This is a genomic window from Burkholderia sp. YIM B11467, from assembly GCF_052952715.1.
On the sequence record NZ_JBQVSQ010000004.1, the window covers coordinates 631,091 to 653,391 of the forward strand.

Below are 22,301 nucleotides of genomic sequence, written 5' to 3' on the forward strand. Positions count from 1 at the left end.
CACCGGCGTCGACCGGTTTCGCGATCCAGGACATCCGCGTCGAGGGTCTGACGCGCATCGAGCCCGGCACCGTGTTTTCCTATCTGCCGTTCAAGATCGGCGACACCTTCACCGACGACAAGGCATCGGCCGCGATCCGTGCGCTTTACGCGATCGGGTTCTTCAACGACGTGCGGATCGCGACGGAAGGCAACGTCGTGATCGTGAACGTCGCCGAACGCTCGGTGATCGGCACGATCGATTTCGCGGGCCTCCACGAGTTCGACAAGGACGCGATCGAGAAGGCGATGAAAGCGGTCGGCCTGGTGTCCGGGCACGCGTACGATCCGTCGCTCGTCAGCAAGGCCGAGCAGGAGCTCAAGCGGCAGTACCTGACGCGCGGCTACTACGCAGCCGAGGTGACGACCACCGTGAGCCCCATCGACCGCAACCGCGTGGGGCTGCTGTTCTCCGTCATCGAAGGGCCGAGCGCGAAGATCCGGCAGGTCGCCTTCCTCGGCAACCACGTATTCAGCGACGCGACGCTGCGCGACGAAATGCAGCTGTCGACGCCGAACTGGTTCTCCTGGTACACGAAGGACGACCTGTATTCGAAGGACAAGCTCGCGACCGATCTCGACGCCGTCCGCGCGTACTACCTCGATCGCGGGTATCTGGAGTTCAACCTCGAATCGACCCAGGTGTCGCTGTCCCCGGACCGCAAGGACATGGACCTGACCATCACGCTGCACGAAGGCCAGCCGTACACGATCTCCGGCATCCGGCTGGCCGGCGACCTGCTCGGGCGCGAGGCCGAACTGAACCGGATCATCGAGACTCGCGCGGGGGAACGCTTTTCCGCGGCGAAGCTCAAGGACACGACGCAGGCGCTGATCGACAAGCTCGGCGAGTATGGTTACGCGTTCGCCACCATCAATACGGTCCCGCAGATCGACCAGCAGCATCACAAGGTCGACCTCACGCTACAGGTCACGCCCGGACGCCGCGTCTACGTGCGGCACGTCGACATTTCCGGCAACACGCGCACGCGCGACGAGGTGATTCGCCGTGAAATGCGCCAGATGGAAGATGCGTGGTTCGATTCGTCGCGGCTCAAGCTGTCGAAGGACCGCATCAACCGCCTCGGCTATTTCACCGACGTCGACGTCACGACCGTGCCGGTCGAGGGCACCACCGACCAGGTCGACGTGCACGTGAAAGTCACCGAGAAGCCGACCGGCACGATCTCGCTCGGCCTCGGTTACGGTTCCGGCGAAGGGCCGATCATCTCGGCCGGCGTGTCGCAGGACAACGTGTTCGGCAGCGGCCAGACGATCGCCGTCAATGCGAACACCGCGACGACGATGCGCACGCTGACGGTGTCGCAAACCGATCCGTACTTCACGATCGACGGTATCAAGCGCATCACCGACGTGTACTACAAGACGACCCAGCCGCTCTATTACTCGAGCACGAACGACACCAGCTTCCGGATCATCTCGTACGGCCTGGACACGAAGTTCGGGATCCCGTTCTCCGAAAGCGACATGGTGTATTTCGGGCTCGGGCTCGAACAGGATCGCCTCGACATCGATTCGACCACCCCGCAGAGCTATATCGACTACGTGAACACGTTCGGCCGCGTGTCGAACGTCGCGCCGTTCACGGTCGGCTGGTCGCGCGACATGCGCGACAGCGCGCTGATCCCGGGGCGCGGTTACTTCCTGCAGGCGAACGCGGAATACGGCACGCCGATCGGCACCGTGTCGTACTACAAGACCGACGTGCAGGCGCAGTACTACCACTCGTTCGCGCGCGGCCTCGTGCTCGGGATGAATTTCCAGGCCGGCTACGGCAACGGCCTCGGCGGGCAACCCTACCCGATCTTCAAGAACTACTTCGCGGGCGGCATCGGTTCGGTGCGCGGCTACGAGCCCGGTTCGCTCGGCCCGCGCGACGCAACGACCGGCGACCCGATCGGCGGCTCGAAGATGGTGGTCGGCAACGTCGAGATGACCGTGCCGCTGCCCGGCACCGGCTACGACCGCACGCTGCGCGTGTTCACGTTCGTCGACGGCGGCAACGTATGGGGCACCGAAGGCAACAGCGTCGGCGCGAACGGCTTGCGGTACAGCTACGGCATCGGGCTCGAATGGATCTCGCCGATCGGCCCGCTGAAGATCGACTACGCGCTGCCGATCGTCCACCACACCGGCGACCAGTATCAGAAGTTCCAGTTCCAGATTGGCACGTCGTTCTGATCCCGCCACCGGCCCGCGCAACGCCGCGCGCGGCGGCCTCGTCGCCCGTCTCCGCGCGTCGGCAATCACACTGCTCGTCGACGCCGCGCTGTCGATCGCGATTTGCGCGCCGCGCGACGCCGACGCGCAATTGCTGAACGCCGCGGCGGACCCATACCGGATCGGCGACGCGTGGGGGCTGCGCATCGCGTCGCAGCTCGTCGAGCATCCGCTCGCGGCCGGCCAGGTCGCGACGACGTTCGGCATCGGCGCGACGGCCACCGGCACCGTCGACCAGGACCTGTCGCTGCACGGCGACGCCGAACTGCGCCGCGGCCCGTCGGTCGTGAAAGCGGATGCGATCCACTACGACGTCGACACCGACATGACCGACGCGTACGGCCATGTGCGGGTCGTCCACGACGGCAACGCATTCGCCGGCCCCGATGCGCATCTGCAGCTCGACAGCGTCGAAGGCACGATGACGTCGCCGCACTACCGCTTCAACCTCACGGGCGGCTCGGGCTCCGGCACGCGCGTCGACCTGCTCGACGACGCGCGCGAGGTCGTCTACGACGGCACCTACACGACCTGTCACTGCACGAAGGATCCGGCGTGGTATCTCAGCGCATCGCGGCTCGATCTCGACAACGACGCCGGCGAAGGCGTCGCGCACGACGGCGTGCTGTTTTTCGCGGGCGTCCCGGTGTTCGCGTCTCCGTGGATGTCGTTCCCGCTGAACGGCGAGCGCCACAGCGGCATCCTGCCGCCCACGTTCGCGGTCAGCTCGACCAACGGCGACGACATCGCGGTGCCGATCTATTTCAACCTCGCGCCCAACTACGACCTGACGGTCACGCCCCGGCTGATGACCAAGCGCGGCGCGATGCTGACGACCGACTACCGCTACCTGAGCCCGACCTATTCCGGCTCGCTGTCCGTCAGCGTGCTGCCGGATGACGCAACGACGCACACCAACCGCTACTCGATCGCGTTCCAGCATCGCGAGAACCTCGGCAACGGCTTCGCCGCGTATGCGAACTACAACCGCGTGTCCGACGCATCGGTGCCGTCGGACTTCTCGAGCGCGAACTCGCTCGTCGTCGGTTCGCAGACGCTGTTCCAGCAGGAAGCGGGCGTCACCTACAACCACGGGCCGTGGTCGGTACTCGCGCGCGTGCAGAACTGGCAGTCGTTCACCACCACGCCGCCGTACAACCGCGAACCGGAACTCGATGCGAAATACACGCGCTACAACGTCGGCGGCTTCGATTTCAGCGCCGACGTGAACGCGACGCGCTTCACGATCCCGACCGCCGATTCGACCGAAGGCAACCGGCTGACGGTCGACACCTCGGTCAGCTACCCGGTCGTGACGCCCGGCTGGTACGTGACGCCGAAGCTCCAGTGGCATGCGGCGTCGTACGACCTCACGTCGATCGGCAGCGACGCGCCGGCCGGGCAACCGAAGAATTTCACTGTCAACGTGCCGACCGCGAGCCTCGACATGGGCGCCACGTTCGAGCGCGCGGTTCGATTGTTCGGCATCGACATGATCCAGACGCTCGAACCGCGGCTGTACTACGTCTATACGCCGTACCGCAACCAGACCTTCGCGCCGGCGTTCGACACCGCGCCGCTCGACTTCGGTCTCGCCGAGATCTTCACGAGCAACCGCTTCGTCGGCGGCGACCGCGTCAGCGACATGAACCGCTTGACGGCCGGTGTCACCACGCGATTCGTCGGTGCCGGCAGCGGCACCGAACTCGCACGCTTCGTGCTCGCGCAGGAATATTACTTTCGCACGTCGCAGGTCACGATGCCGGGCGACACGCCGCCGACGGTCGGTCCGTCCGACGTGATCGCGGGCGCCGCGTTCCATCTCGGCACCGGCCTCGAGCTGCAGCAGGCCGTCGAATACAACCAGTCGAGCAGCGAACTGACCCAGGCCACGGCCGGCATCGACTGGAAGCCGACCGCCGGCAAGGTGATCAATCTCGCGTACCTGTACGCCCGTGCGAACGCGACCCTCGACGACGAGCCCGAGAACCAGGTGCTGCTGTCCGCGCAATGGCCGCTGACGCATGCGTTGTCGGGCGTCGGCTCGGTCGACTACGACCTGACCGCGCACCGGCTGGTCAGCGGGCTGCTCGGGTTCCAGTACGCGGCCGACTGCTGGGCCGTCAGCATCGCGCTCCAGAAGTACACCAACTACAACGGCACCACGTCGCCGACCACCGGAACCCGCGTGCTGATGCAGTTGCAGCTCAACGGGCTGAGCCGCATCGACAACGGGCTGCTGCAGCAATTCCGCGCGAACGTGCCCGGTTATTCGACGCCGACGCTGCCGGCGCCGACCTCGCGGTTCACGGATTATCCGTAAGCCGCCTCGAAGTGCGATTCATCCGACTTGGCGAAGAAACCACGCGCGCACCGCACGCCTACGACGGCTCCGAATCGAGGAACACATAGAGCGCGGCAATCTTCCCGTCGCGCACGATGATCACGTCCTCGCCCGTATATTCGGGCGCTTCGCCGCGCGGCCCGGAACCCCACGCGATGCGGCCTGCGTTATGGAGTGCCTGCGGCTTGCCATGCGGCGTGTAGACGAAATGCGGATGCGTCGCGCGCAAATCGCCCGCAAACTTGTCGAGCGCGTCGTGCCCGACGAACGTGCCGGGCGGCACGTAGAGCACACAGTCGTCGGTGTAAAGCGCTTCGATCGCGGCGCGTCGGCGCGTCGCATCGCCCTCGCCGAACACTTCCTGCAGATTGCGGTCGAGCAGTTCATGGATACGGTCATTCATTTTCGTTCTCCTGATCAAGTGACGTAAATAGTCAGCGCATGCCCTCGCGTTACCGCGCGAGTGCCAGGGTTTTATCGACGGCAGTGACGACCGCCGGGCGCGCGGCGATTTCGTCGTACCAGCGTGCGACGGCCGGAAAGCGGTCGAGCGACGCGCCGATCGCCTGATGGCGCCACATCCATCCGAAGTGCGCGATGTCCGCGATGCTGTATGCATCGCCGGCCACGTATCGGCTGCGTTCGAGCACATGCTCGAGTACGCCCAGCGTCCGATCCACCTCCGCCAGCGCCCGCGCTTTCGCGTCCGGTTCCGGCGACGCCTGAATCGCCACCCGGAAGGCCTGCAGGAAAGCCGGGCTCAGCCCTGACGCGTGGAAAAACAGCTGTTCGAACACCTTGCCGCGTTGCGGACCGTCGCTGGGCAGCAGTTGCCCGGTCTTCTCCGCCAGATACACCAGGATCGCGGCCGACTCGCTCAGCACGATGTCGCCATCGTCATGAGCCGAGCGGTCGACGAGCACCGGCACCTTGGCGTGCGGATTCATCGCCCTGAACGCGTCGGTCTTGTGCTCGCCCCGGCGGAGGTCGACGGGCACGAGCCGATAGTCGACCCCCATCTCTTCCAGCGCGATAGGCACCTTGACGCTGTTGGGCGTCGCGAATGCGAAAACTTCCAGCGTGGCCGAATCGGGCTTGCCGGCGGCGACGGCATTCTTTCTTTCGAGTTTGGGTTCCATGATTCATCTCTGTGTTGCGGTGAGACAAATGTATGGCGCCGTGCTATTTTTCGAAATAGAAACGATTGCAAACCATCATTGCAAATATGTCGACGTCGAAACTGCCGGATTTTGAAGGTTTCGCGATGTTCGCGAAGGTCGCCGAGGAAGGCTCGTTCGCCGCTGCCGCGGCGGCGATGGGCGTGTCGGTCGCGACGGTTTCGCGCGCCGTGACGCGCCTCGAGGAGCGGCTCGGCGGGCGCCTGTTCAACCGCACGTCGCGACGGCTCGCGCTCACGGATTACGGCCATACGCTGATCGAGCGGGCGGCGAAGCTCTATGCCGATGCGGAAGACACCGAGGATTTCGCGCGCGAAACGTCGAGCCGGCCGCGCGGCCTCGTCAAGCTGGCCGCGCCGCTGTCGTTCGGCGCGCGCTGGGTTGCGCCGCTGCTGCCCGAATTCTTCGAGATCTATCCGGATATCTCCGTCGACCTGCACCTCACCGATACGCACTCCGACCTGATCGGCGAAGGCTTCGACGCCGCACTGCGTATCGCGATCCTCGAAGACTCATCGCTCGTCGCGCGGCTCATTGCACCGGTTCGCCGCTTCGTCGTCGCGTCGCCGGCTTATCTGTCGCGCCACGGCCGCCCGCGGCATCCGCAGGAGCTCGGCGCCCATCCGTGCCTGACATACGCAAACCGAAACCAGCGCGACGTGTGGCGCTTCACGCGCCAGGACGGCGAAACGTGCGCGGTCACGCCCGGCGGGATGTTGCGCGGCACCAGCGTGGAAGTGTTGCTGCCGACGGTGCTCGCGGGGCTGGCGATCACCGAGTTGCCCGAGTTCGCCGCGACGCCGTATTTCGCGGACCGGCAGCTTGAACCGATCCTGACCGACTGGCGCCTGCCCGAAGGCGGCCTGTACTTCGTCACGCCATCTGCGCGCGCACGACCGGCCAAGGTCAGCGCGCTCGCAGATTTCTTTATCGCGAGGCTGGCGACGGCCGAGTGGCGTGCGCCGCCGCTCGACGAACGCGCGTAGCGCCGCCGCACCGTGTTCGCGTTCATGCGTCCGCAGGTCGATCGAACGGAACCGCAAATACAAAAACGGCGCCGGACAACCTGAGTCGTCCGGCGCCGCGACGGGCGAAGCGCGCGATCAGAACACCGCGTGCCCGCTGATGACGCTCGGCAGCCAGGTCGAGAAGAACGGCAGGTACGTGACGATATTGATCGCACTGAAGATCGCGAGGTAATACGGCCACGCCATCTTCGTGGTCTCGCCGATCGACACGTTGCCGATCGCGCATCCGACGAACTGCACCGATCCGATCGGCGGGTGCACGAGGCCGAGCGAGCAGTTCAGCAGCAGCATGATCCCGAACTGCACCGGCCCGACGCCGCACGCCATCGCGATCGGCAGGAACAGCGGCGTCGTGATCAGGATGTGCGCGGCCATGTCGACGAACGTGCCGAGGAACACCTGGATGATGTTGATGTACAGCAGCATCAGCCACGGCGCGGCGGTCGACTGCTTCAGCAGCCCTTCGATCGCATCCGGAATCTCCAGGTACGACATCTGGAAGCGCAGCATGTTGGACACCGCGATCAGCAGCAGCACGACACCCGTCGTGCGTGCCGCATGCGACAGCGCGCGGCGCAGCTTCGCGACCGTCAGCGTCCGGTAGACGATCGCGGTCAACACGAGCGAGTAGACGACGGCGATCGCGGCCGCTTCCGTCGCGGTCGCAATCCCCTTCGCGACGCACACGAGGATGATCGCGATCACCATCAGCCCGGGCACCGCGCCGACGAAGCTGCGCAGCACCGCATACCAGCCGGGAAACGCGGGCAGCGCGGACGAGCCGTCTTCGCGGCGCGGATAACCGTGACGCACGGCCTGCCAGTACGCGGCGGCAAGCACGAAGCCCATCACCCACAACACCGGCAGCAGCCCCGAGAACAGCAGGTCGCCGATCGACACGCCGCTCACCGGCTGGCCGTGCAGCATCCCCGTGATCCCCTGCGCGGCGAACGCGTAGATGATCATGTTGGTCGACGTCGGCATCAGCGCGCCGGCGAGCGATGCATGCGTCGTCACGTTGACCGCGTACGCGGCGCTGTAGCCTTCGCGCTTCATCAGCGGGATCACCACGCCGCCCATCGCCGACGTATCGGCGGTCGGCGAACCCGACACGCCGCCGAACAGCGTACAGGCGACGACGTTCGCCATCCCGAGGCCGCCGCGGAAATGGCCGACGGTCGCCTGCGCGAAGCGCAGGATCCGGTCCGCGATGCCGCCATGCAGCATCAGCTCGCCGGAGAAGATGAAGAACGGCACCGCGAGGAACGAGAATGCGTTCATCCCGGAGACCATCGCCTGCATCGCGGTCGCGATCGGCAGGCCTTCGACCATATAGGTCAGCACGCAGGCTATCCCGAGCGCGAACGACACGGGCACGCCGAGCACGAGAAAAATCAGAAAACTGACGGACAGGATCGCGAGTTCCATGGCGTTATTGTCTCGACGAGGGACGACGAAGCGCGAGCAGGTGCTCGAGCGAGAAGAGGACGATCGCGATCGCCGCGGGCATCGCGATCAGGTAGCGCACGCCTTCGGGCAGCCCGATGATCGGAATGCGGTCGCCCATCGTCTCGGCGGCCATGCTGCCGCAGCCGACCATGATCATGATCGCGAACGCGATCAGGCTCAGGTGCTGGATCGCGACGACCACGGTGCTCGCCTTCGGCGGCAGCCGGCGCACGAGCGAATCGAGGCCGATATGGCCGCCGTCGCGCACCTTCATCGCCGCGCCGAACATCGCAATCACGATCACGAGCAGCAGCGCGATCGGCTCCACGAAATCCGGCGCGTTCTCGAACACGTAACGCATCACGACCGCGTAGAACACCAGCACCGTAAGCACCGCGAGACAGAGCGATGCGATCACGGCCAGCACGCGGAACAGCACGTCGTTTACGCAACGCAGAAACGGCGCGGCGTGCGGCCGCGCCGGCGTCGCGCCGTCCGGGGCGGCGGCCGACGAACCCACGGCCGCCGCGCTGTTCAGGGAAGTGCGACGCGTCACTTGGTCGCCTCGATCTCGTCGACGATCTGCTTCATCTGCGGCGTCTTCTCGTACTTCGTCCACAACGGCTGCATCGCCTTCACGAACGCCGCGCGATCGATCTGCGCGGCCGGCAGGATCTTCGCGCCGCCCTTCGTCACCGCCTGCTGCGCGGACGCCTCGCGCGCCGTCCACAGCTTCTGGTAGTACGGCACCGAATCGGCCGCCGCCTTCTTGATCGCCGCTTGCTCCTGCGGCGACAGCGTGTCCCAGATCTTCTTCGAGAACACCAGCACTTCAGGCGTCATCGCGTGCTGCGTTTCCGAGTAGTCGGGCGCCACTTCGTAGTGCTTCGTTTCCTCGTACGACGGCATGTTGTTTTCCGCCGCGTCGACGAGGCCCGTCTTCAGGCCCGTGTACACCTCGGCGAACGGCATCGGCGTCGGCGTGCCGCCCATCGCCTTGATCTCGTCGACCATCAGGTCCGACGGTTGCACGCGCACCTTCAGCCCCTTCATGTCGGCCGGCGAGCGCACCGGGCGCTTCGCGTAGATCGAGCGCGCGCCGCTCTCGTAGAACGTCAGCGCGATCATCCCCTTCGCCGTGAACGCATCGAGGATCTTCTGGCCGGCCGGGCCGTACATCGCCTTGCGGAAATGGTCGACGTCGCGGAACAGGAACGGGAACGACGGGATCAGCGATTCCGGCACGATCTCGTTGAACGACGCGCCGTTCACGCGCGCCATGTCGATCGCGCCGATCCGGACCTGGTCGACCGTGTCCTTCTCGGAGCCGAGCGCGCTGTTGCCGAACACCTTGATCGAATCCTTGCCGCCCGTCTGCTTCGACAGCTCGTCGCCCATGAACTTCACCGCCATGTTGGTCGGGAAGTTGTCGCCATGCACGTCCGCCGAGCGGAACACCCGCGCCTGGGCGGACATCGCGAAGCCGGCCATCAGCGCGACGGCCAGGGCGGTACGGGAGCCGGTGAATCGGTGCTTCATGGTGAGTCTCCTTGATGGTCGATCGTTGTTGTGTGGCGATCCGCCGGCATGCGCAGGCTTCCGCGCCATGCTCGCTAACCGCAGAGTCATACGTCGTATGACGTGTTGACGCGAATGTACGTCGGTTAATCGTTTAACTCACTTGGTGCATACCCCTATAACCACTGCCATCACGGGCTTTCGGTGTATTTCGAGGAATCGTTTTCTCTGTTCTGGTGATTTTTAGCGAAACGTTTTCCGGAAATGGGTGCGCATTCGAATCGGGCACCCGGCACGGCTGTTTCGTCACGCCAACAGGCAATCTTCCGCTTCGCTTGATAGCGTTATAGGATGACTGACCACAAAACGGACATGCCGCCGCGATGCCACGAGCACGCGCCGGCCACGCATCGCGCGCGGCGCGATCGCGCCCGTGGCGCCCTCCCCGACGATCCGGGCCGGAGGCCCGCGCCCATCTGCTCCACGCTTTGCCGGCAGCACGGTCAAGCCGCGCCCGCCGCGATGACTCGCCCTGCGCGACCGATCCGATACCGACCCGGCATCGCCCACAACCGATGCTTCATCAGGAGATATTCGTCATGACATCCCTCATTTCCCGGCCGAACGTGCGCCCGCGCGTGCTCGGCCTGCTCGCGGCGTTGCTCGCGACAGCGGCCGCGCTGAGCGCATGCGGCGGCGACGACCCCAGCCCCAGCCCCAGCGGCGGCGGTGTGGCTTCCACCGCACCGCCCGCCACCAGCGTATTCCAGGTCGGCACGACGACCGTCGATGCGAACCTGCCGGCCGAACCCGCGCTGCCTGCCGATACGCAGGTCTGCAGCACGCTCGAAGCCGGCAATACGCTCGTGAGCCGCCCCGACGGCTCGCTGCCGCCGGAGGCCGACCCGTCGATGGCGGGTGTCGGCAAGGCCGTGTCGCCCGCCACGGCCAACCCCGACCAGGCGCGCATCCAGGCCGCGCTCGACGCGTGCGGCGCAGCGGTGGACGCCGAGGTCGGCGCGACGATCGCGGCCGCGGACGCCTCGGCCACCGCCGCACAAAAGGCGGCCGCCGCACCGAACGTCAATATCGCCGGCGCGTCCGGCGAGGAACTCGCGAAACCCAAATACCGTGCGAGCAAGTTCGCGGTGCGTCTCGTCGTCAATCACGCGGGGGCCGGCAACAGCTTCATCAGCGGGCCGCTGACGCTGCCGTCCGGCGTGACGCTGTGGATCGACAAGGGCGTCACGCTGTACGCGTCGCGCGACGTGAAGGCATATTCGCCGAACGTCGCCGGGCCGTATTGCGGCAACACGGCGGTCAGCGCGACGAAGGCCGGCAGCTCGTCGAACTGCGCCGCGCTGATCACCGGCACGAACCTCGTCAACGCGGCGGTGGTCGGCGACGGCCGGATCGACGGGCGCGGCTACGCGGAGCTGGTGACGTCCGATGCGAAATATCCGCTGATGAAGGTCGACCTGACCTGCTCGAATACCTACGCGGCGTACAAGGGCGGCACCGTGGCGCCGGACGGCACCGCGTGCGACGACGGCGGCACCGTCGTCGATTCGAAATCGCCGGTGCGCAACATGACATGGTGGGATCTCGCGTATCTCGGCAACATGGTGCAGAACGGCACGACGGGCGTCGCGTCGCAGTCGAATTTCCGGCTGATGGTGTTCAACTACGCGAAGAACCTCACGCTGTACCGCATCACGCTGAACAACAGCCCGAATTTCCACGTAGTGCCGAGCGGCGTCGACGGACTGACGATCTGGAACGTGAAGGTGCAGACGCCGACGCTCGCCGCGTTCGCGAACCCGGCCGGCAACGGCAACCCGCTGTACAACGGGCAGACGTTCAACGCGGACAATGTGAAGAACACCGACGCGTTCGACCCGGGCTCCGCGTCGAAGCCCACGTCGGCAGTGCTGTCGACGGGCAGCACGACGAACTCCACCGGTGCGATCTCGTTCGACGGCTACCTGAAGAACTTCGTGTTCGCGTACAACTACGTGAGCACCGGCGACGACGACATCGCGCTCAAGGGCAGCAACAACCCGGCGCCCGCCGGTTCGGCGCTGTTCGGCATCGACGGCAATCGCGACGTGCGCGCCGATCGCAAATGGGGCGTCGTGATCGCGCACAACCACATCTACTGGGGGCACGGCATCTCGATCGGCAGTGAGACCAACGGCGGCGTGACGAACGTTCAGGTCTACGACAATTCGTTCCAGGATTCCGAGGAAGGGTTGCGGATCAAGTCCGACTATGCGCGCGGCGGCGAAGTGAGCAACATCCGCTACTCGAACATCTGCATCCGCGATGCGAAGAACGCGCTGCTGTTCACGCCTTACTACAGCACGAAGGCCGTGCCGGCGAGCGGCCCGCTGTATCCGAACTTCCACGACATCTCGCTCGCGAACGTCGTGATCGAGGGTGCGGCCGGCGTGAAGCTGCAGGGGTTCGAAGCGAACACCGGCGGCTACGGCGAGCCCGCGTTCCCGCTCGTGATGTCGCTGAGCGACGTGGTGGCCGACACGCCTGACGGCATCTCGACGATCGCGTCCGACGCGAACCTCACGCTGCACAACGTGAACCTGCCGGTGTTCCCGTCGACCGCGAACCGTGTCGTCGTCAACGGCACCGCGACCCATACGATCGATCCGGCCAGCGTGCTCGACTGCAGCAAGGCGTTCGTCGACTTCCCGGGCATCGACCAGTCGAACCCGTTCGGTTCGACGTGGGCGCCGTCGCTGTAACGATCAGACGATCGGCGCCTCGGGTTTCCCGCGTTCGCGCGGGAAACCCGTTGCGGATGTCCTGCGCTTGCCGCGCCGTCACGTCTGCATGACCAGCGACGTCAGTTGCGACGCACGCGCCACTTCCGTCTTCGCATAGATCGACTTGATCTGCGTGCGGACCGTGCCGATCGACACGCCGCGCAGCGCCGCGCATTCCTGCGGCGACAGCCCGTCGCAGCACAGCAGCACGGCGAGATCGGCTTCCGCCGACGACAGGCCGTAGAACACGCGCAGCCGCTGCGCGCGGGCCGACGGCGACCGCAGGTCGGCGGCCGTCATCAACGCCGCGACGCCGGAGCGTTCGCGCGCGAGGCGCGACTGTCCGGGAATCGGCATCAGCGCAAGCGGCAACGGTTCGCCCGTCGCACGCCGCAGCAACAACCCGCCGCGCGCGAATGCGTGCCGCCACTGCGCATCGTCGATGCAGCCTTCCGGCGCGAAACGTCCGTTCAGGATCCGCATCGCCGGTTCCGCCGCGATCAGTTGATCGGCCGCGCGATTCGTATAGCGCAGCTCGCGTTGCTCGCCGAGCAGGAACACCGGCACCGGAATCGCATCGAGCGCCGATTCCGCGGCGGCCACGCGCGCCTCGAGTTCCCCGATGCGTGCCTGGATCCGCAGCGCGCGGCTGATATGCGTCCCCATGATTTCGATGGTGCGGCGCTGATCGTCGGAAAGGCCTTGCGATTCGGGGCCGCTCTGGACACTGAGGAATGCGCCGGTGCCCTCGCCGCGATGGATATACAGGCCCGAGATGCTGCCGAGCCCGTATGGGTGCAGGAATTCCTGATAGAACACGCTGTGCGCGCGCTCTTGCCGAGACAAGTGCTTGACGTCTTCGAACCAGCGGCCTGCCGGCCAGTTGCCGGCGATCGGCACGACCGGGTCGTACCGGTAGAACTCGGTGTTGTAGGTGCGGTAACACGCGGCAACCCAGGACGGATCGTCGCCCGCCGCCTGCTCGATCGCCGGCACCCTCGCCGCTTCGTCGAACGACAGCAGCGTGACCATGCGCACGCCGACCGACGATCGCAGCCCGTCCAGCACCGTGTCCCACCGTTGATCGCCGAGTGCCGCGGCGTAGAGGTCATCGACCCACGCCGATGGAATCAAACCGTTCATTTGCATCTGGCCACCCCGCGCCGTGCGTTTTTGTCGAACGTCTTTGGCGAATCTTACTCAATCGGCGGCATCGTTCAAATTACCCGTCTGCGTTTGATCGAAATACCACGTTTGTTACCGTTTCTCGTCAGACGTAATGGCCACATTCGGTCGGCGCGTATCGCGTGGGCGGCTTTTCATCCGGATCAGGGTATGCCATGATGCAGCGCATGACGATTCGAAACGCCACGCCCTCGCTGCACCATCATCACGGTCGCCCGCTGTTGCGCCGTGGTTCGTTTCGCATCTAGAGATTGAATCGGGTCTTTCCCGATCAAGACAACGACCAAGGCGCCTCCGGCGCCTTTTTTGTTTTTTGCCGCCTTAAAAACCCGCTGCGCGGATCGATCGATAACGTACGGAGTGTTTTAAATGCAACAACCCTGGAAAGAAGTCGCCTTGTCGGATTTGCCGCTCCGGGAGGACCTCAAGTTGCAGCACGCGTACGGGGCGCCGCAGCTCGATGTGCCGGTATGCCTGAACGTCAACGAGAATCCGTATCCGCCATCGCCGGCACTCGTCGAGCGCATCGCGGCCGCGGTGGCCGATGCGGCGCGCGCGGCGAACCGTTATCCCGACCGCGACTTTGCCGAGCTGCGTGCGCATCTGGCTGCTTATCTGACGCACGACACCGGCGTGACGCTCGACGCGTCGCGCGTCTGGGCAGCCAACGGCTCGAATGAAGTGATCCAGCAGATTCTCCAGGCATTCGGCGGCCCGGGGCGATCGGCGCTGGCCTTTACGCCCGCGTATCCCATGTATGACGAATACTGCCGGACGACCTTCACGCGCCTGCATACGCTGCCGCGCACCGACGATTTCGCGCTGGACCTGAATCAGGCGATCGACAGCATCCGCGCGCACCAGCCGAACGTGATCCTGCTGACGTCGCCGAACAACCCGACCGGGACCGCGCTTCCGGTCGACACGATCCACGCGATACTCGACGTCGCGCCGGGCGTGGTGGTCGTCGACGAAGCGTATGCGGAGTTCCGGCGCCACGGGGTCCGCAGCGCGGTGACGCTGCTGCCGGACCATCCACGGCTCGTCGTCACCCGCACGTTGAGCAAGGCGTTCAAATTCGCCGGTGGCCGTGTCGGCTATTGCGCATGCGCGCCTGCGATCGTCGACGCGCTGAAGCTGGTTCGCCTGCCCTACCACCTGTCCGCTTTTACCCAGGCGGCTGCCTGCGCGGCGCTGGTTGCCCGTGACGAGATGCTGTCGCAAGTGGAGGCGATCAAGGCCGAGCGCGATTCGATCGTCGGCTGGCTGCGTGACCACGGGCTCGCGGTGGCCGATTCCGATGCCAATTTCGTGATGTTCGGCAAGTTTGCGGATCGCCACCGGATATGGAGCGGACTCCTGCGCCACGGGGTCCTGATTCGCGAGTCGGGCCCGCCGGAATACCTGCGCGTGTCCGTCGGTACCGCTGCGGAGATGGCCGCGTTTCGTGCGGCCCTGCTTGCCGTGATGGCGCTCGAGTGAGCAACGGGCATGCGATCGACGACGCGATGGAGGGCGTGCGTTTCAGTGCATTGTCCGACGATGCACTTACTTCATCGCCGCAAACCGCGATTCCATCTCGTCGATCTTCGCGAGCACGGCTTCGCTGAGCTTTCTGACGTGGTGCGGCACATCGGGCGCCGACAGCAGTTCCTCGATTCGCCCACGCCAGTAGCTCGGGTGCCTCACGCGCCCCGCGCCCGACATCGACACGTCGTCGGCAAGCGTCTCGCTTGCCAGGAGAGCCACCATTCTCTGGATGTGAGAGAGCTCTCGTTCCACATAGTCTCGTGCCAGCATATTGATTGAAATTCCCCGAAATGCGACGTCAGGCCTTCCGTCATCAACGCGCCATCGTGCCGCGATGCAAACGACCCACCACACACGTTGAGCGTCATCGTACGCAGACGCTGTGTCAGTAAACCGCGCGGGCGTTTGAAGAATTCGACGCGGAATGGCAGGCCTGTCCGCTTGTTCTCGTGACATCCGGTCCCCGATGCCCTGTTGTCCATCGTAGGCGTACCGCACGGCGATCGCATCTCCCAAAGTGGGGATGCCGGTCGATATTGGCGCAGCGGCGGTTTCGGGAAATTACGGCGGAGCTGGATGAATGACTTGAACGACCTGCCGCCGGTGCACGGCGGTCATGCAAATCGGCAATGCGGATTTGCCGCACGCACGGGCGTTGTGCACGATCACGTATCCCGCCGTGCGTGACGGCGCGTTGCTATCGCCGGTAGGACGGCGGCGCGAGTTCGAGGGGATCGGGGTTCAGGCGCACCCACGCGACGGCCAAGCGACACAGTTGCGCCGGGTCTCCCGACTGACGCTTCACGTCCTGCACGACCGCTTCCACGTCTGACAAATCGGCCGCCGGCAGCGACGTGCCGGTGCGCACGAATGCCGCGAACGCATCGGCCATCTTGCGGAAGTCCGCATCCCAGTTGCAGCCTCCGTTGTGGTCGAGCTCATGTGCGATGCGGCCCGAGATCCGGATGAGTTCGCCCTGCACCGTCGCCGCATGCCCGGTTCCCGGCACCAGTTGCTTCCACAGTGCCTGATGCTGCTCCTGCCACGAGCCGGCCCCGACGACGATCGGCGCCCGGCCGTCGTGCAGTTGACGGCGCGGCACCGGCGGCACATCGAACAGCGCATAGAGCCGGTCCAGCGCGGCACTGGCCGCGTCGACGGATTCCGGGTTGAAGCGCTCGCGCATGAACTCGAAACGCTCGCCGATCTCCGTGACGCTGGTTTGCATGCGCGGCGTCTTCGCCGCGCCGGCGTCGAGCAGCACGTCGGCGAGCGCCACCATGTGCTCCAGATCCGCATTGCCGCAGGTGCGCAGCGCACGCTCGAGCGGCGTCTGCCCGTCGCGGTTCAACGCGTCGACGCGCGCGCCGTGCTCGAGCAGCACGCGTGCGGACAACGCATTGCGCGAGTCGGCCGCGGCGTGCAGCGCGGTGCCGATCGACGCGCCGTCATCGTGAACATCCGCGCCGAGTTCGAGCAGCACGTCGAAGCGGCCGCGGCGGCTTCGGGCGCGCGCGTGCAGCGCCGTGTTGCCGTACGCGTCGGCCGCGCCGATATCAGCGCCCTGCGCAACAAGCCAGCGCGCGAGATCATCGGGGCAACGGTCGAACGACAGCGCGGTCCGCTTGCTCGGCCCGCCGCGCGCGTTCACGTCGCAGGTATCGAACACTGCCTGCAGCTTCGCGACATCACCTTCGTCGAGCAATGTTTCAAAGTCCTTCGGCAGCAGTTTCTTTTTTGCTTTCGGCATTGCAGGCCTCCTGCCATTGCAGAAATGCGCATCATGCGCCGGTTGTCTGACTGTTTTGCGAAGCGGCCCGCACGCGAGATCCGGCTCGCGAAAAATCAGCTGCCGGCATTGCCACGCTGCAATCCGAAAATGAAATCCGCTTCCACCGACGCACCCTTGGGCAATTGCAGCACGCCGACGGACGAACGCGTATGAACGCCCGCATCGCCGAGCACCACATACAGCACATCGGATGCGCCGTCGGCCACTTCGCTTTGCATCGTGAAGTCGGGGGCGCTCCGCACGTAAACGGTCATGCGGGGAACAGACGCTATCGCATCGAGCGTGCCACAGTGCTTTCGAACCAGCGACAGCGCACGCAGCGCCGATATGCCGGCGGCACGGCGACCGTCGTCCAGCGAAACGGATTCGCCCACGACGCCGACGAACCGCACGACTTCCCCCACGCGCGGAATCTGCCCGGCAATGTAGGCCGTGCTCCCGTCGACCAGAACCGGCGTGTACTTTCCGCCGATCCTGATTTCCTCGTCCGGATCGAATCCGAATTCGGCGGCGACCTGTGTCAGCTTATCGTCCCTGTTCATCAGTGAATTCCCCGATATGTCAGAAAGAAGTAAAAGAATAATTGAGTCTTCCGCGCTTGTCCCGAAAGAGAAAGCCGGCCGCGAACGACCAAAGAGACGCGACCGGATTGCGTCGCGTGCGCAGGCAATCATGTGTGCATTCGCCAAAGCGATGCACTTTTCAGGTGTTCGAAACAGTCTTGCACGCCATATCGATGGCGAATTGCGTTGTAGAAGAGAATTTCCTCATCATTTCCGCTTTAAACCGCTATCATGTGTGTACACAACCCCAACGAGCGATATATGGCGACTTACAAGGAACTGAAAGCCCAAATGGAAGCTTTGGCCGAGAAAGCCGAAGCCGCGCGCGCCGCGGAATTCCAGTCGATCGTCGACGACATCCGCGCCAAGGTCGCGGAATTCGGCATTACCGAAAAGGACATTTTCGGTGTACGTCGAGGCCGGTCGGCCAAGCAAGCGGCGGCACCCGTGCAGGCGAAGTATCGCGATCCGAAGTCCGGGGCAACCTGGTCGGGCCGCGGTCGCGCGCCCGCATGGATCAAAGATGCGAAGAATCGCAATCGATTCCTGATCCAGGAATAAGATTCTCGACGCGTACCGGCGCGCAATTCAGCGCGTTGTCCGGCGATTTGGGCATCGATACCGGCGGTATTCAAACACCGCGCCGGGTTGATGTCGTTTTGCCGAATCCGGCGCATGGCCGACCGTTACGCGTCGAGTCGCATCCCGGCCAATCGTGATTCAGCGTTCGTAATAAACAGCAAGCCACACGGTTTGCTCGTCTTCGTGCGTCCACGCGACGCGATGGCGGTTATGCGGCTCGATCAGCACGTAGTCGCCCGGGCGCATGTCATGCCGTATCGAACCCTCTTCGAACTCGAGCACGGCCGCCCCCGACAGCAGCACGACCCATTCGGCGCGCGAGTCGTCATACCAGAACCCGTCGGGGCTCGCGTGTCCCATCGACACGATCCGCTCGACATTCAGACGCTGCCCCGTGACGAGGATATCGATCCGCTCGTCGCCGCCGCGCTCCCCTTCCACACTGAACAGATTACCGGTTTGAAGCTGCATGGCTCGACCTCATCGTTGACCTTCGTGTAAAGGGCTGCGGTTTAAAGATGCCCGGGGAATATTCACTTTAGTCCAACGGCTGCCATTGAAGCGAACGCGATTGGCCGTCAAAGCACCCGCGCCCATTCATTGCCAGGGTGGAGAACATCCAGACAGTCTTTCAGCCACGTGCGTTCGATAACCGGCAGTTTCGGTAATGCATTGTCGAAATCTCGCTGGTCTTTGGGACGCCGATCGCGGGCCTTGAACAGCAGTACCGCGGAGGGATTCAGAAACGGGATGCCGTCGGCGGTTCTCATCACCATTTCGGCACGCGGCCGCTTGAACGACGGGTCTCGTTTGTAGGCCCACCATTCGGGTGTTCCCGGCTCGATCATCATATCGATCCGCCAACGTTCGGCAGCGCGATCGTATCCCCAGAATTGCATGATGCCGGATGGCGTGCGCTGGTTTGCCGGCAGTTTTTCGACAACACCCGCATGGGCCGTATAGAACTCCAGATCACCAAACGCCTGCCGGAATCTGTCGAAGTCTTCTCGTAAAATGGTGAATTCCAGATCGCCGTGTTCGCGTGTTTGCACGCCATGCCAAAGATCGAGCGCCCATCCACCGACGACGCACCATGGCAAATGAATATCGCTCAACCGTTGCGCGAGCACGTCCGGTTGCCATGCGTTCCATGCCTCTTGGTCGGGAATAGTCATTTGAGTGCTGATCCTGCCGGAATGATCTGCATCGAACAATGCGTATTGCAATGAATCTGCACGCGGCTGGGCGCATTGCACGGGGACGACTGGCTGTTCTTGATCGCACGCTTCGTGCTCGCCGATTTCATGGACGTGAACATGCCTGCATCACTTCGCATCGAATAGCGCTTTGTTCAAGAATGCGGGCAGAGACGATCATCCGGCCGCCGCGGTCGAGCGCCGCACGACCGCGTGCCCGACGAGATTCACATCACGCGCACACCGCAATTGCCGATCAGCATGACCGCTTGATCGACGGAGAGGATCGCCCCTTTGAAATGAAGCAATACATCGGATAAACGCAGGCCGGTCAAGTCTGTCGAGCGCAGGTCCGCGCCGTCGAACCGCGTGTTGTGCAGGCGCGCATTGCCGAGGCTGCCGCCCTCGAATACGGCATCGCGAAAGTCACAATCGGACAGGTCCGCTTCGGCGAAATTCAATGCTTCGAGGGTCTGCTTCCGGAACGACAACCCGCTGAGATTGGCGCCCACGAGCAGGGAATCGTGGAAGCTGAGCCCCAGCGCCCGGATGTCCGTGAAACGGGCTCCCGTCAGCCTGACCTCCGTAAAGACGGTCGATGCAAGCTTGGCGCCGGTCCAGTCGGTATTGTTCAAATCGCTCCGGCAGAATCGGGCATCACTCGCATTGGCATACCGGAAATTTGCCGTGGCGCCCTTGCAACCCAGCCAGCGGCTGCCCGTCAGATCGCTGTGCTCAAAGCGGGTCCGCTCGAAGTTGCACTGCGCGAATCGTGCCGCGCGGAAATCAAGGTCGGACAGGTCCTGGCCGTCGAAGTCGCAGCGCTCGAAGGTCGGCCCGTCACCGGATTGCTGAAGAACGCGAGCCAGCTCGTCGCGGCTGAAGCTCGTGTCGCTGAACACCGCCCCGTTACCGGTCGACGGATCTTTTACGTGTGTGCGCATCGGTGCAATTCCCCATGGATGGGAGGCGCGCAGCGTCATGTCCACAGTGCGCCCCCCTTGACTCGTGAAAGCAAGGTTGACGCCGCGGCATGGTTAGAACCCCTCGCGGGGCGCAGGAGATACCAACCTGCCACTCTATTTTCGGCGACACGAATTCTACCGCTCTCGCACTCGGCTTCGCAATGTCGACGAACGTCGTCGTCCGGGCCGGGGCAGACGGCCCGGCGGCGCCAGCCGAAATCGGCCGTCGCCGATGCACTGGCCTCGCCCTTTGCCGGATCTTCGAACCAACCCTTCCTGATTTATCAAACCATCGTCTTCAGCCACGCAAGCAGCTCCGACTGCGCACTTCCCGCCGCGACAGGCGCCGGCGTCAGCAAGCAGTAGTGCGAGCCATCCTCCACGAAACCCATCGGCGCGACCAGCACACCGCTTTCGAGGTCATCGCGCACGAGATGCCACGGGCCGATGGCGACACCGAGCCCCGCGACGGCCGCCTGCAGACTGAAGTAGAAATGGTCGAACGTCTGCCGCCGCCCGCTCCCCTTCGGCTGGTGCGCCGCCACCACCCACTCCTTCCACGCGTCCGGCCGTGTCCGCGTATGCAATTGCGGCGCGTCAGGTTTCAACGAGCGAACGCCGCGACGAGCGGAAAACCACGCATCGACTTTGTCCGGCCGGCAAACCGGCCCCACCCGCTCGGCGAACAGAGGTTCGGCGTGATACCCCGCCGACCACGCAAAATCGTTGCGGCGGATGGCCATGTCGATGCCGCTGTCGAACGAGAACGGACCGCCCGCCGCAGCGAGATGGATGTCGACTCCCGCATACCGGGCCTGGAAGTCCGGCCAGCGCGGAATCAGCCAACGCATCAGCAGCGTCGGTTCGCACGACAGCACCCAACGCCGCGCCCGGGCGGCCTCGGTGCGCAATGCGTGCGCGGCGTGGCGCATCAGGCCCAGGCCATCATGGACAGCCTGGGCCAGCTTGCGGCCCGCATCGGTCAGGAACACACGACGGCTGCGGCGCTGGAACAGCGCCACGCCCAGGTCATCCTCGAGCAGACGCACCGCACGGCTGACCGCGCCATGGGTCAGGCACAGTTCGTCGGCGGCACGGCTGAAATTCTCGTGACGCGCCGCCGCCTCGAAACAACGCAACGCCATCAGCGACGGCAGGGTCGTACGGATCGACTGTGAGTCAATCTCACCATTCTGGTCAGAAATCATCGCTTTTCCCGATGGAATACGGTCCCTAAGATTGTGCCATGACGACATCAATCGAAAGGACAACGCGATGACGGAGCTGATAGTTGTAGTCACCATTACGCTGCTGGCTGTCATCAGCCCGGGCCCGGACTTCGCGATGGTCACGCGCAACAGCCTGATGCTGTCGCGCCGATCGGGCGTGCTCACCGCGCTCGGTATCGGGCTGGGCGTAACGGTCCATGTGAGCTACACGCTGCTGGGCGTGGGCCTGCTGATCCGCCAATCCCTGTGGCTCTTCAATGCCGTCAAGCTGATCGGCGCGATCTACCTGATCTACCTGGGCGCGAAGATGCTCATGACCCAGCCCGGTGACGGGCAAGCCGACAGGCATGCGGCGCCGCTGTCCGATCTGGCCGCGCTGCGCACCGGCTTCTTCACCAACGCACTGAATCCCAAAACCACGGTGTTCATCGTCAGCCTGTTCATGCAGGCCGTGCGGCCCGACACACCGTTGATCGTGCAGCTCGGCTACGGCGCCTTCATCGCGCTGGCGCATGCCGGCTGGTTCAGCCTGGTGGCCCTGTGTTTCTCCGCCACGGCCGTCCGTGATCGCCTGCTGTCGCTGCGCCACTGGATCGACCGCACCTTCGGCGGCTTGCTCGTGGGCTTCGGCATCGCGCTCGCCATCGCGCGCGGCGGACGCTGACGCGCGTATCCGGGCC

Annotated in this window: 20 protein-coding genes and 1 pseudogene; 8 read left to right on the forward strand and 13 right to left on the reverse strand. The window is 64.7% G+C overall.

Going from position 1 to position 22,301, the window contains the following annotated elements; all coding sequences use genetic code 11:
- Positions 1 to 17: 17 nt before the first annotated feature.
- Both bamA and ACTRWB_RS17980 read left to right on the forward strand, forming a co-directional pair.
- Positions 18 to 2,240, forward strand: a pseudogene (gene bamA / locus ACTRWB_RS17975) (outer membrane protein assembly factor BamA); the annotation flags it as partial.
- Entirely contained in the window at positions 2,224 to 4,602 is a 2,379-nt protein-coding gene (locus ACTRWB_RS17980) for an LPS-assembly protein LptD (protein WP_446902723.1), read from the forward strand. The pseudogene bamA and the gene ACTRWB_RS17980, both read left to right, overlap by 17 nt.
- A gap of 58 nt (positions 4,603 to 4,660) precedes the next feature.
- On the opposite strand, the gene ACTRWB_RS17985 is transcribed toward ACTRWB_RS17980, so the two are convergent.
- Both ACTRWB_RS17985 and ACTRWB_RS17990 read right to left on the reverse strand, forming a co-directional pair.
- Positions 4,661 to 5,026 (reverse strand): nuclear transport factor 2 family protein, encoded by a 366-nt coding sequence (locus ACTRWB_RS17985; protein WP_446902724.1) that lies wholly within the window; start codon positions 5,024 to 5,026, stop codon positions 4,661 to 4,663.
- 49 nt (positions 5,027 to 5,075) lie between these two features.
- Positions 5,076 to 5,663, reverse strand: a complete 588-nt coding sequence (locus ACTRWB_RS17990) for a glutathione S-transferase family protein (protein WP_446902725.1) — start codon at positions 5,661 to 5,663, stop codon at positions 5,076 to 5,078.
- 1 nt (position 5,664) lies between these two features.
- Between ACTRWB_RS17990 and ACTRWB_RS17995 the strand changes: the two genes are divergently transcribed.
- Together ACTRWB_RS17995 and ACTRWB_RS18000 are read left to right on the forward strand one after the other, a co-directional pair.
- The gene (locus ACTRWB_RS17995) at positions 5,665 to 5,877 is read left to right on the forward strand and encodes a hypothetical protein (RefSeq protein WP_446902726.1); all 213 of its coding nucleotides are present in this window, start codon (positions 5,665 to 5,667) and stop codon (positions 5,875 to 5,877) included.
- Entirely contained in the window at positions 5,849 to 6,787 is a 939-nt protein-coding gene (locus tag ACTRWB_RS18000) for a LysR substrate-binding domain-containing protein (protein ID WP_446902727.1), read from the forward strand. The genes ACTRWB_RS17995 and ACTRWB_RS18000 overlap by 29 nt, the downstream gene beginning before the upstream one ends.
- Positions 6,788 to 6,904: 117 nt before the next feature.
- On the opposite strand, the gene ACTRWB_RS18005 is transcribed toward ACTRWB_RS18000, so the two are convergent.
- Genes ACTRWB_RS18005 through ACTRWB_RS18015 form a run of 3 tightly spaced genes read right to left on the reverse strand, consistent with a single transcriptional unit; the run spans position 6,905 to position 9,817 of the window.
- On the reverse strand, positions 6,905 to 8,257 hold the full coding sequence (locus ACTRWB_RS18005; RefSeq protein ID WP_048249031.1) for a TRAP transporter large permease: 1,353 nt from the start codon (positions 8,255 to 8,257) through the stop codon (positions 6,905 to 6,907).
- A gap of 4 nt (positions 8,258 to 8,261) precedes the next feature.
- On the reverse strand, positions 8,262 to 8,834 hold the full coding sequence (locus ACTRWB_RS18010) for a TRAP transporter small permease (RefSeq protein ID WP_446902728.1): 573 nt from the start codon (positions 8,832 to 8,834) through the stop codon (positions 8,262 to 8,264).
- A complete protein-coding gene (locus ACTRWB_RS18015) occupies positions 8,831 to 9,817 on the reverse strand; it encodes a TRAP transporter substrate-binding protein (protein WP_193102507.1) in 987 nt (328 codons plus the stop codon). Before ACTRWB_RS18015 ends, ACTRWB_RS18010 begins: the two co-directional genes overlap by 4 nt.
- Positions 9,818 to 10,395: 578 nt before the next feature.
- Here ACTRWB_RS18015 and ACTRWB_RS18020 point away from each other — a divergent pair.
- The gene (locus ACTRWB_RS18020; protein WP_446902729.1) at positions 10,396 to 12,558 is read left to right on the forward strand and encodes a glycoside hydrolase family 28 protein; all 2,163 of its coding nucleotides are present in this window, start codon (positions 10,396 to 10,398) and stop codon (positions 12,556 to 12,558) included.
- Between the two features lie 78 nt (positions 12,559 to 12,636).
- On the opposite strand, the gene ACTRWB_RS18025 is transcribed toward ACTRWB_RS18020, so the two are convergent.
- Entirely contained in the window at positions 12,637 to 13,722 is a 1,086-nt protein-coding gene (locus ACTRWB_RS18025) for a helix-turn-helix transcriptional regulator (RefSeq protein ID WP_446902730.1), read from the reverse strand.
- Positions 13,723 to 14,133: 411 nt separating this feature from the next.
- Here ACTRWB_RS18025 and ACTRWB_RS18030 point away from each other — a divergent pair, with 411 nt between their 5' ends.
- Complete coding sequence (locus tag ACTRWB_RS18030; RefSeq protein ID WP_446902731.1) at positions 14,134 to 15,246, forward strand: histidinol-phosphate transaminase; 1,113 nt, start codon at positions 14,134 to 14,136, stop codon at positions 15,244 to 15,246.
- A 66-nt stretch (positions 15,247 to 15,312) separates the two neighbouring features.
- On the opposite strand, the gene ACTRWB_RS18035 is transcribed toward ACTRWB_RS18030, so the two are convergent.
- The 3 genes from ACTRWB_RS18035 to ACTRWB_RS18045 form a co-directional block, all read right to left on the reverse strand.
- Entirely contained in the window at positions 15,313 to 15,564 is a 252-nt protein-coding gene (locus ACTRWB_RS18035) for a hypothetical protein (RefSeq protein WP_129517442.1), read from the reverse strand.
- A 427-nt stretch (positions 15,565 to 15,991) separates the two neighbouring features.
- The gene (locus ACTRWB_RS18040) at positions 15,992 to 17,044 is read right to left on the reverse strand and encodes an ankyrin repeat domain-containing protein (protein WP_446902732.1); all 1,053 of its coding nucleotides are present in this window, start codon (positions 17,042 to 17,044) and stop codon (positions 15,992 to 15,994) included.
- 95 nt (positions 17,045 to 17,139) lie between these two features.
- Positions 17,140 to 17,628, reverse strand: coding sequence for a RidA family protein (locus ACTRWB_RS18045; protein WP_446902733.1), 489 nt, complete (start codon positions 17,626 to 17,628; stop codon positions 17,140 to 17,142).
- 282 nt (positions 17,629 to 17,910) lie between these two features.
- Between ACTRWB_RS18045 and ACTRWB_RS18050 the strand changes: the two genes are divergently transcribed.
- Positions 17,911 to 18,210, forward strand: a complete 300-nt coding sequence (locus tag ACTRWB_RS18050; protein WP_048249039.1) for an H-NS histone family protein — start codon at positions 17,911 to 17,913, stop codon at positions 18,208 to 18,210.
- 159 nt (positions 18,211 to 18,369) lie between these two features.
- On the opposite strand, the gene ACTRWB_RS18055 is transcribed toward ACTRWB_RS18050, so the two are convergent.
- From ACTRWB_RS18055 to ACTRWB_RS18070, 4 genes are all read right to left on the reverse strand, one after another.
- Positions 18,370 to 18,702 (reverse strand): cupin domain-containing protein, encoded by a 333-nt coding sequence (locus ACTRWB_RS18055; protein ID WP_129517445.1) that lies wholly within the window; start codon positions 18,700 to 18,702, stop codon positions 18,370 to 18,372.
- A gap of 107 nt (positions 18,703 to 18,809) precedes the next feature.
- On the reverse strand, positions 18,810 to 19,406 hold the full coding sequence (locus ACTRWB_RS18060; protein WP_446902734.1) for a nucleotidyltransferase domain-containing protein: 597 nt from the start codon (positions 19,404 to 19,406) through the stop codon (positions 18,810 to 18,812).
- 248 nt (positions 19,407 to 19,654) lie between these two features.
- Positions 19,655 to 20,410, reverse strand: a complete 756-nt coding sequence (locus ACTRWB_RS18065; RefSeq protein ID WP_412026121.1) for a pentapeptide repeat-containing protein — start codon at positions 20,408 to 20,410, stop codon at positions 19,655 to 19,657.
- A gap of 266 nt (positions 20,411 to 20,676) precedes the next feature.
- Positions 20,677 to 21,600, reverse strand: a complete 924-nt coding sequence (locus ACTRWB_RS18070; RefSeq protein ID WP_446902735.1) for a LysR family transcriptional regulator — start codon at positions 21,598 to 21,600, stop codon at positions 20,677 to 20,679.
- Positions 21,601 to 21,667: 67 nt separating this feature from the next.
- On the opposite strand from ACTRWB_RS18070, the gene ACTRWB_RS18075 reads away from it, so the two are divergent.
- The gene (locus ACTRWB_RS18075) at positions 21,668 to 22,285 is read left to right on the forward strand and encodes a LysE family translocator (protein WP_446902736.1); all 618 of its coding nucleotides are present in this window, start codon (positions 21,668 to 21,670) and stop codon (positions 22,283 to 22,285) included.
- Positions 22,286 to 22,301 lie beyond the last annotated feature (16 nt).

Bases quoted from the DNA above. Each gene is read 5' to 3' on its own strand.
- ACTRWB_RS18000 (WP_446902727.1), top strand. From the start codon at position 5,849: ATGTCGACGTCGAAACTGCCGGATTTTGAAGGTTTCGCGATGTTCGCG.
- ACTRWB_RS17985 (WP_446902724.1), bottom strand. From the start codon at position 5,026: ATGAATGACCGTATCCATGAACTGCTCGACCGCAATCTGCAGGAAGTG.
- ACTRWB_RS18040 (WP_446902732.1), bottom strand. From the start codon at position 17,044: ATGCCGAAAGCAAAAAAGAAACTGCTGCCGAAGGACTTTGAAACATTG.
- ACTRWB_RS18020 (WP_446902729.1), top strand. From the start codon at position 10,396: ATGACATCCCTCATTTCCCGGCCGAACGTGCGCCCGCGCGTGCTCGGC.
- ACTRWB_RS18030 (WP_446902731.1), top strand. From the start codon at position 14,134: ATGCAACAACCCTGGAAAGAAGTCGCCTTGTCGGATTTGCCGCTCCGG.
- ACTRWB_RS18045 (WP_446902733.1), bottom strand. From the start codon at position 17,628: ATGAACAGGGACGATAAGCTGACACAGGTCGCCGCCGAATTCGGATTC.
- ACTRWB_RS18005 (WP_048249031.1), bottom strand. From the start codon at position 8,257: ATGGAACTCGCGATCCTGTCCGTCAGTTTTCTGATTTTTCTCGTGCTC.
- ACTRWB_RS18060 (WP_446902734.1), bottom strand. From the start codon at position 19,406: ATGACTATTCCCGACCAAGAGGCATGGAACGCATGGCAACCGGACGTG.
- ACTRWB_RS18035 (WP_129517442.1), bottom strand. From the start codon at position 15,564: ATGCTGGCACGAGACTATGTGGAACGAGAGCTCTCTCACATCCAGAGA.
- ACTRWB_RS18065 (WP_412026121.1), bottom strand. From the start codon at position 20,410: ATGACGCTGCGCGCCTCCCATCCATGGGGAATTGCACCGATGCGCACA.
- ACTRWB_RS18055 (WP_129517445.1), bottom strand. From the start codon at position 18,702: ATGCAGCTTCAAACCGGTAATCTGTTCAGTGTGGAAGGGGAGCGCGGC.
- ACTRWB_RS18015 (WP_193102507.1), bottom strand. From the start codon at position 9,817: ATGAAGCACCGATTCACCGGCTCCCGTACCGCCCTGGCCGTCGCGCTG.
- ACTRWB_RS18050 (WP_048249039.1), top strand. From the start codon at position 17,911: ATGGCGACTTACAAGGAACTGAAAGCCCAAATGGAAGCTTTGGCCGAG.
- ACTRWB_RS18075 (WP_446902736.1), top strand. From the start codon at position 21,668: ATGACGGAGCTGATAGTTGTAGTCACCATTACGCTGCTGGCTGTCATC.
- ACTRWB_RS18070 (WP_446902735.1), bottom strand. From the start codon at position 21,600: ATGATTTCTGACCAGAATGGTGAGATTGACTCACAGTCGATCCGTACG.
- ACTRWB_RS18025 (WP_446902730.1), bottom strand. From the start codon at position 13,722: ATGAACGGTTTGATTCCATCGGCGTGGGTCGATGACCTCTACGCCGCG.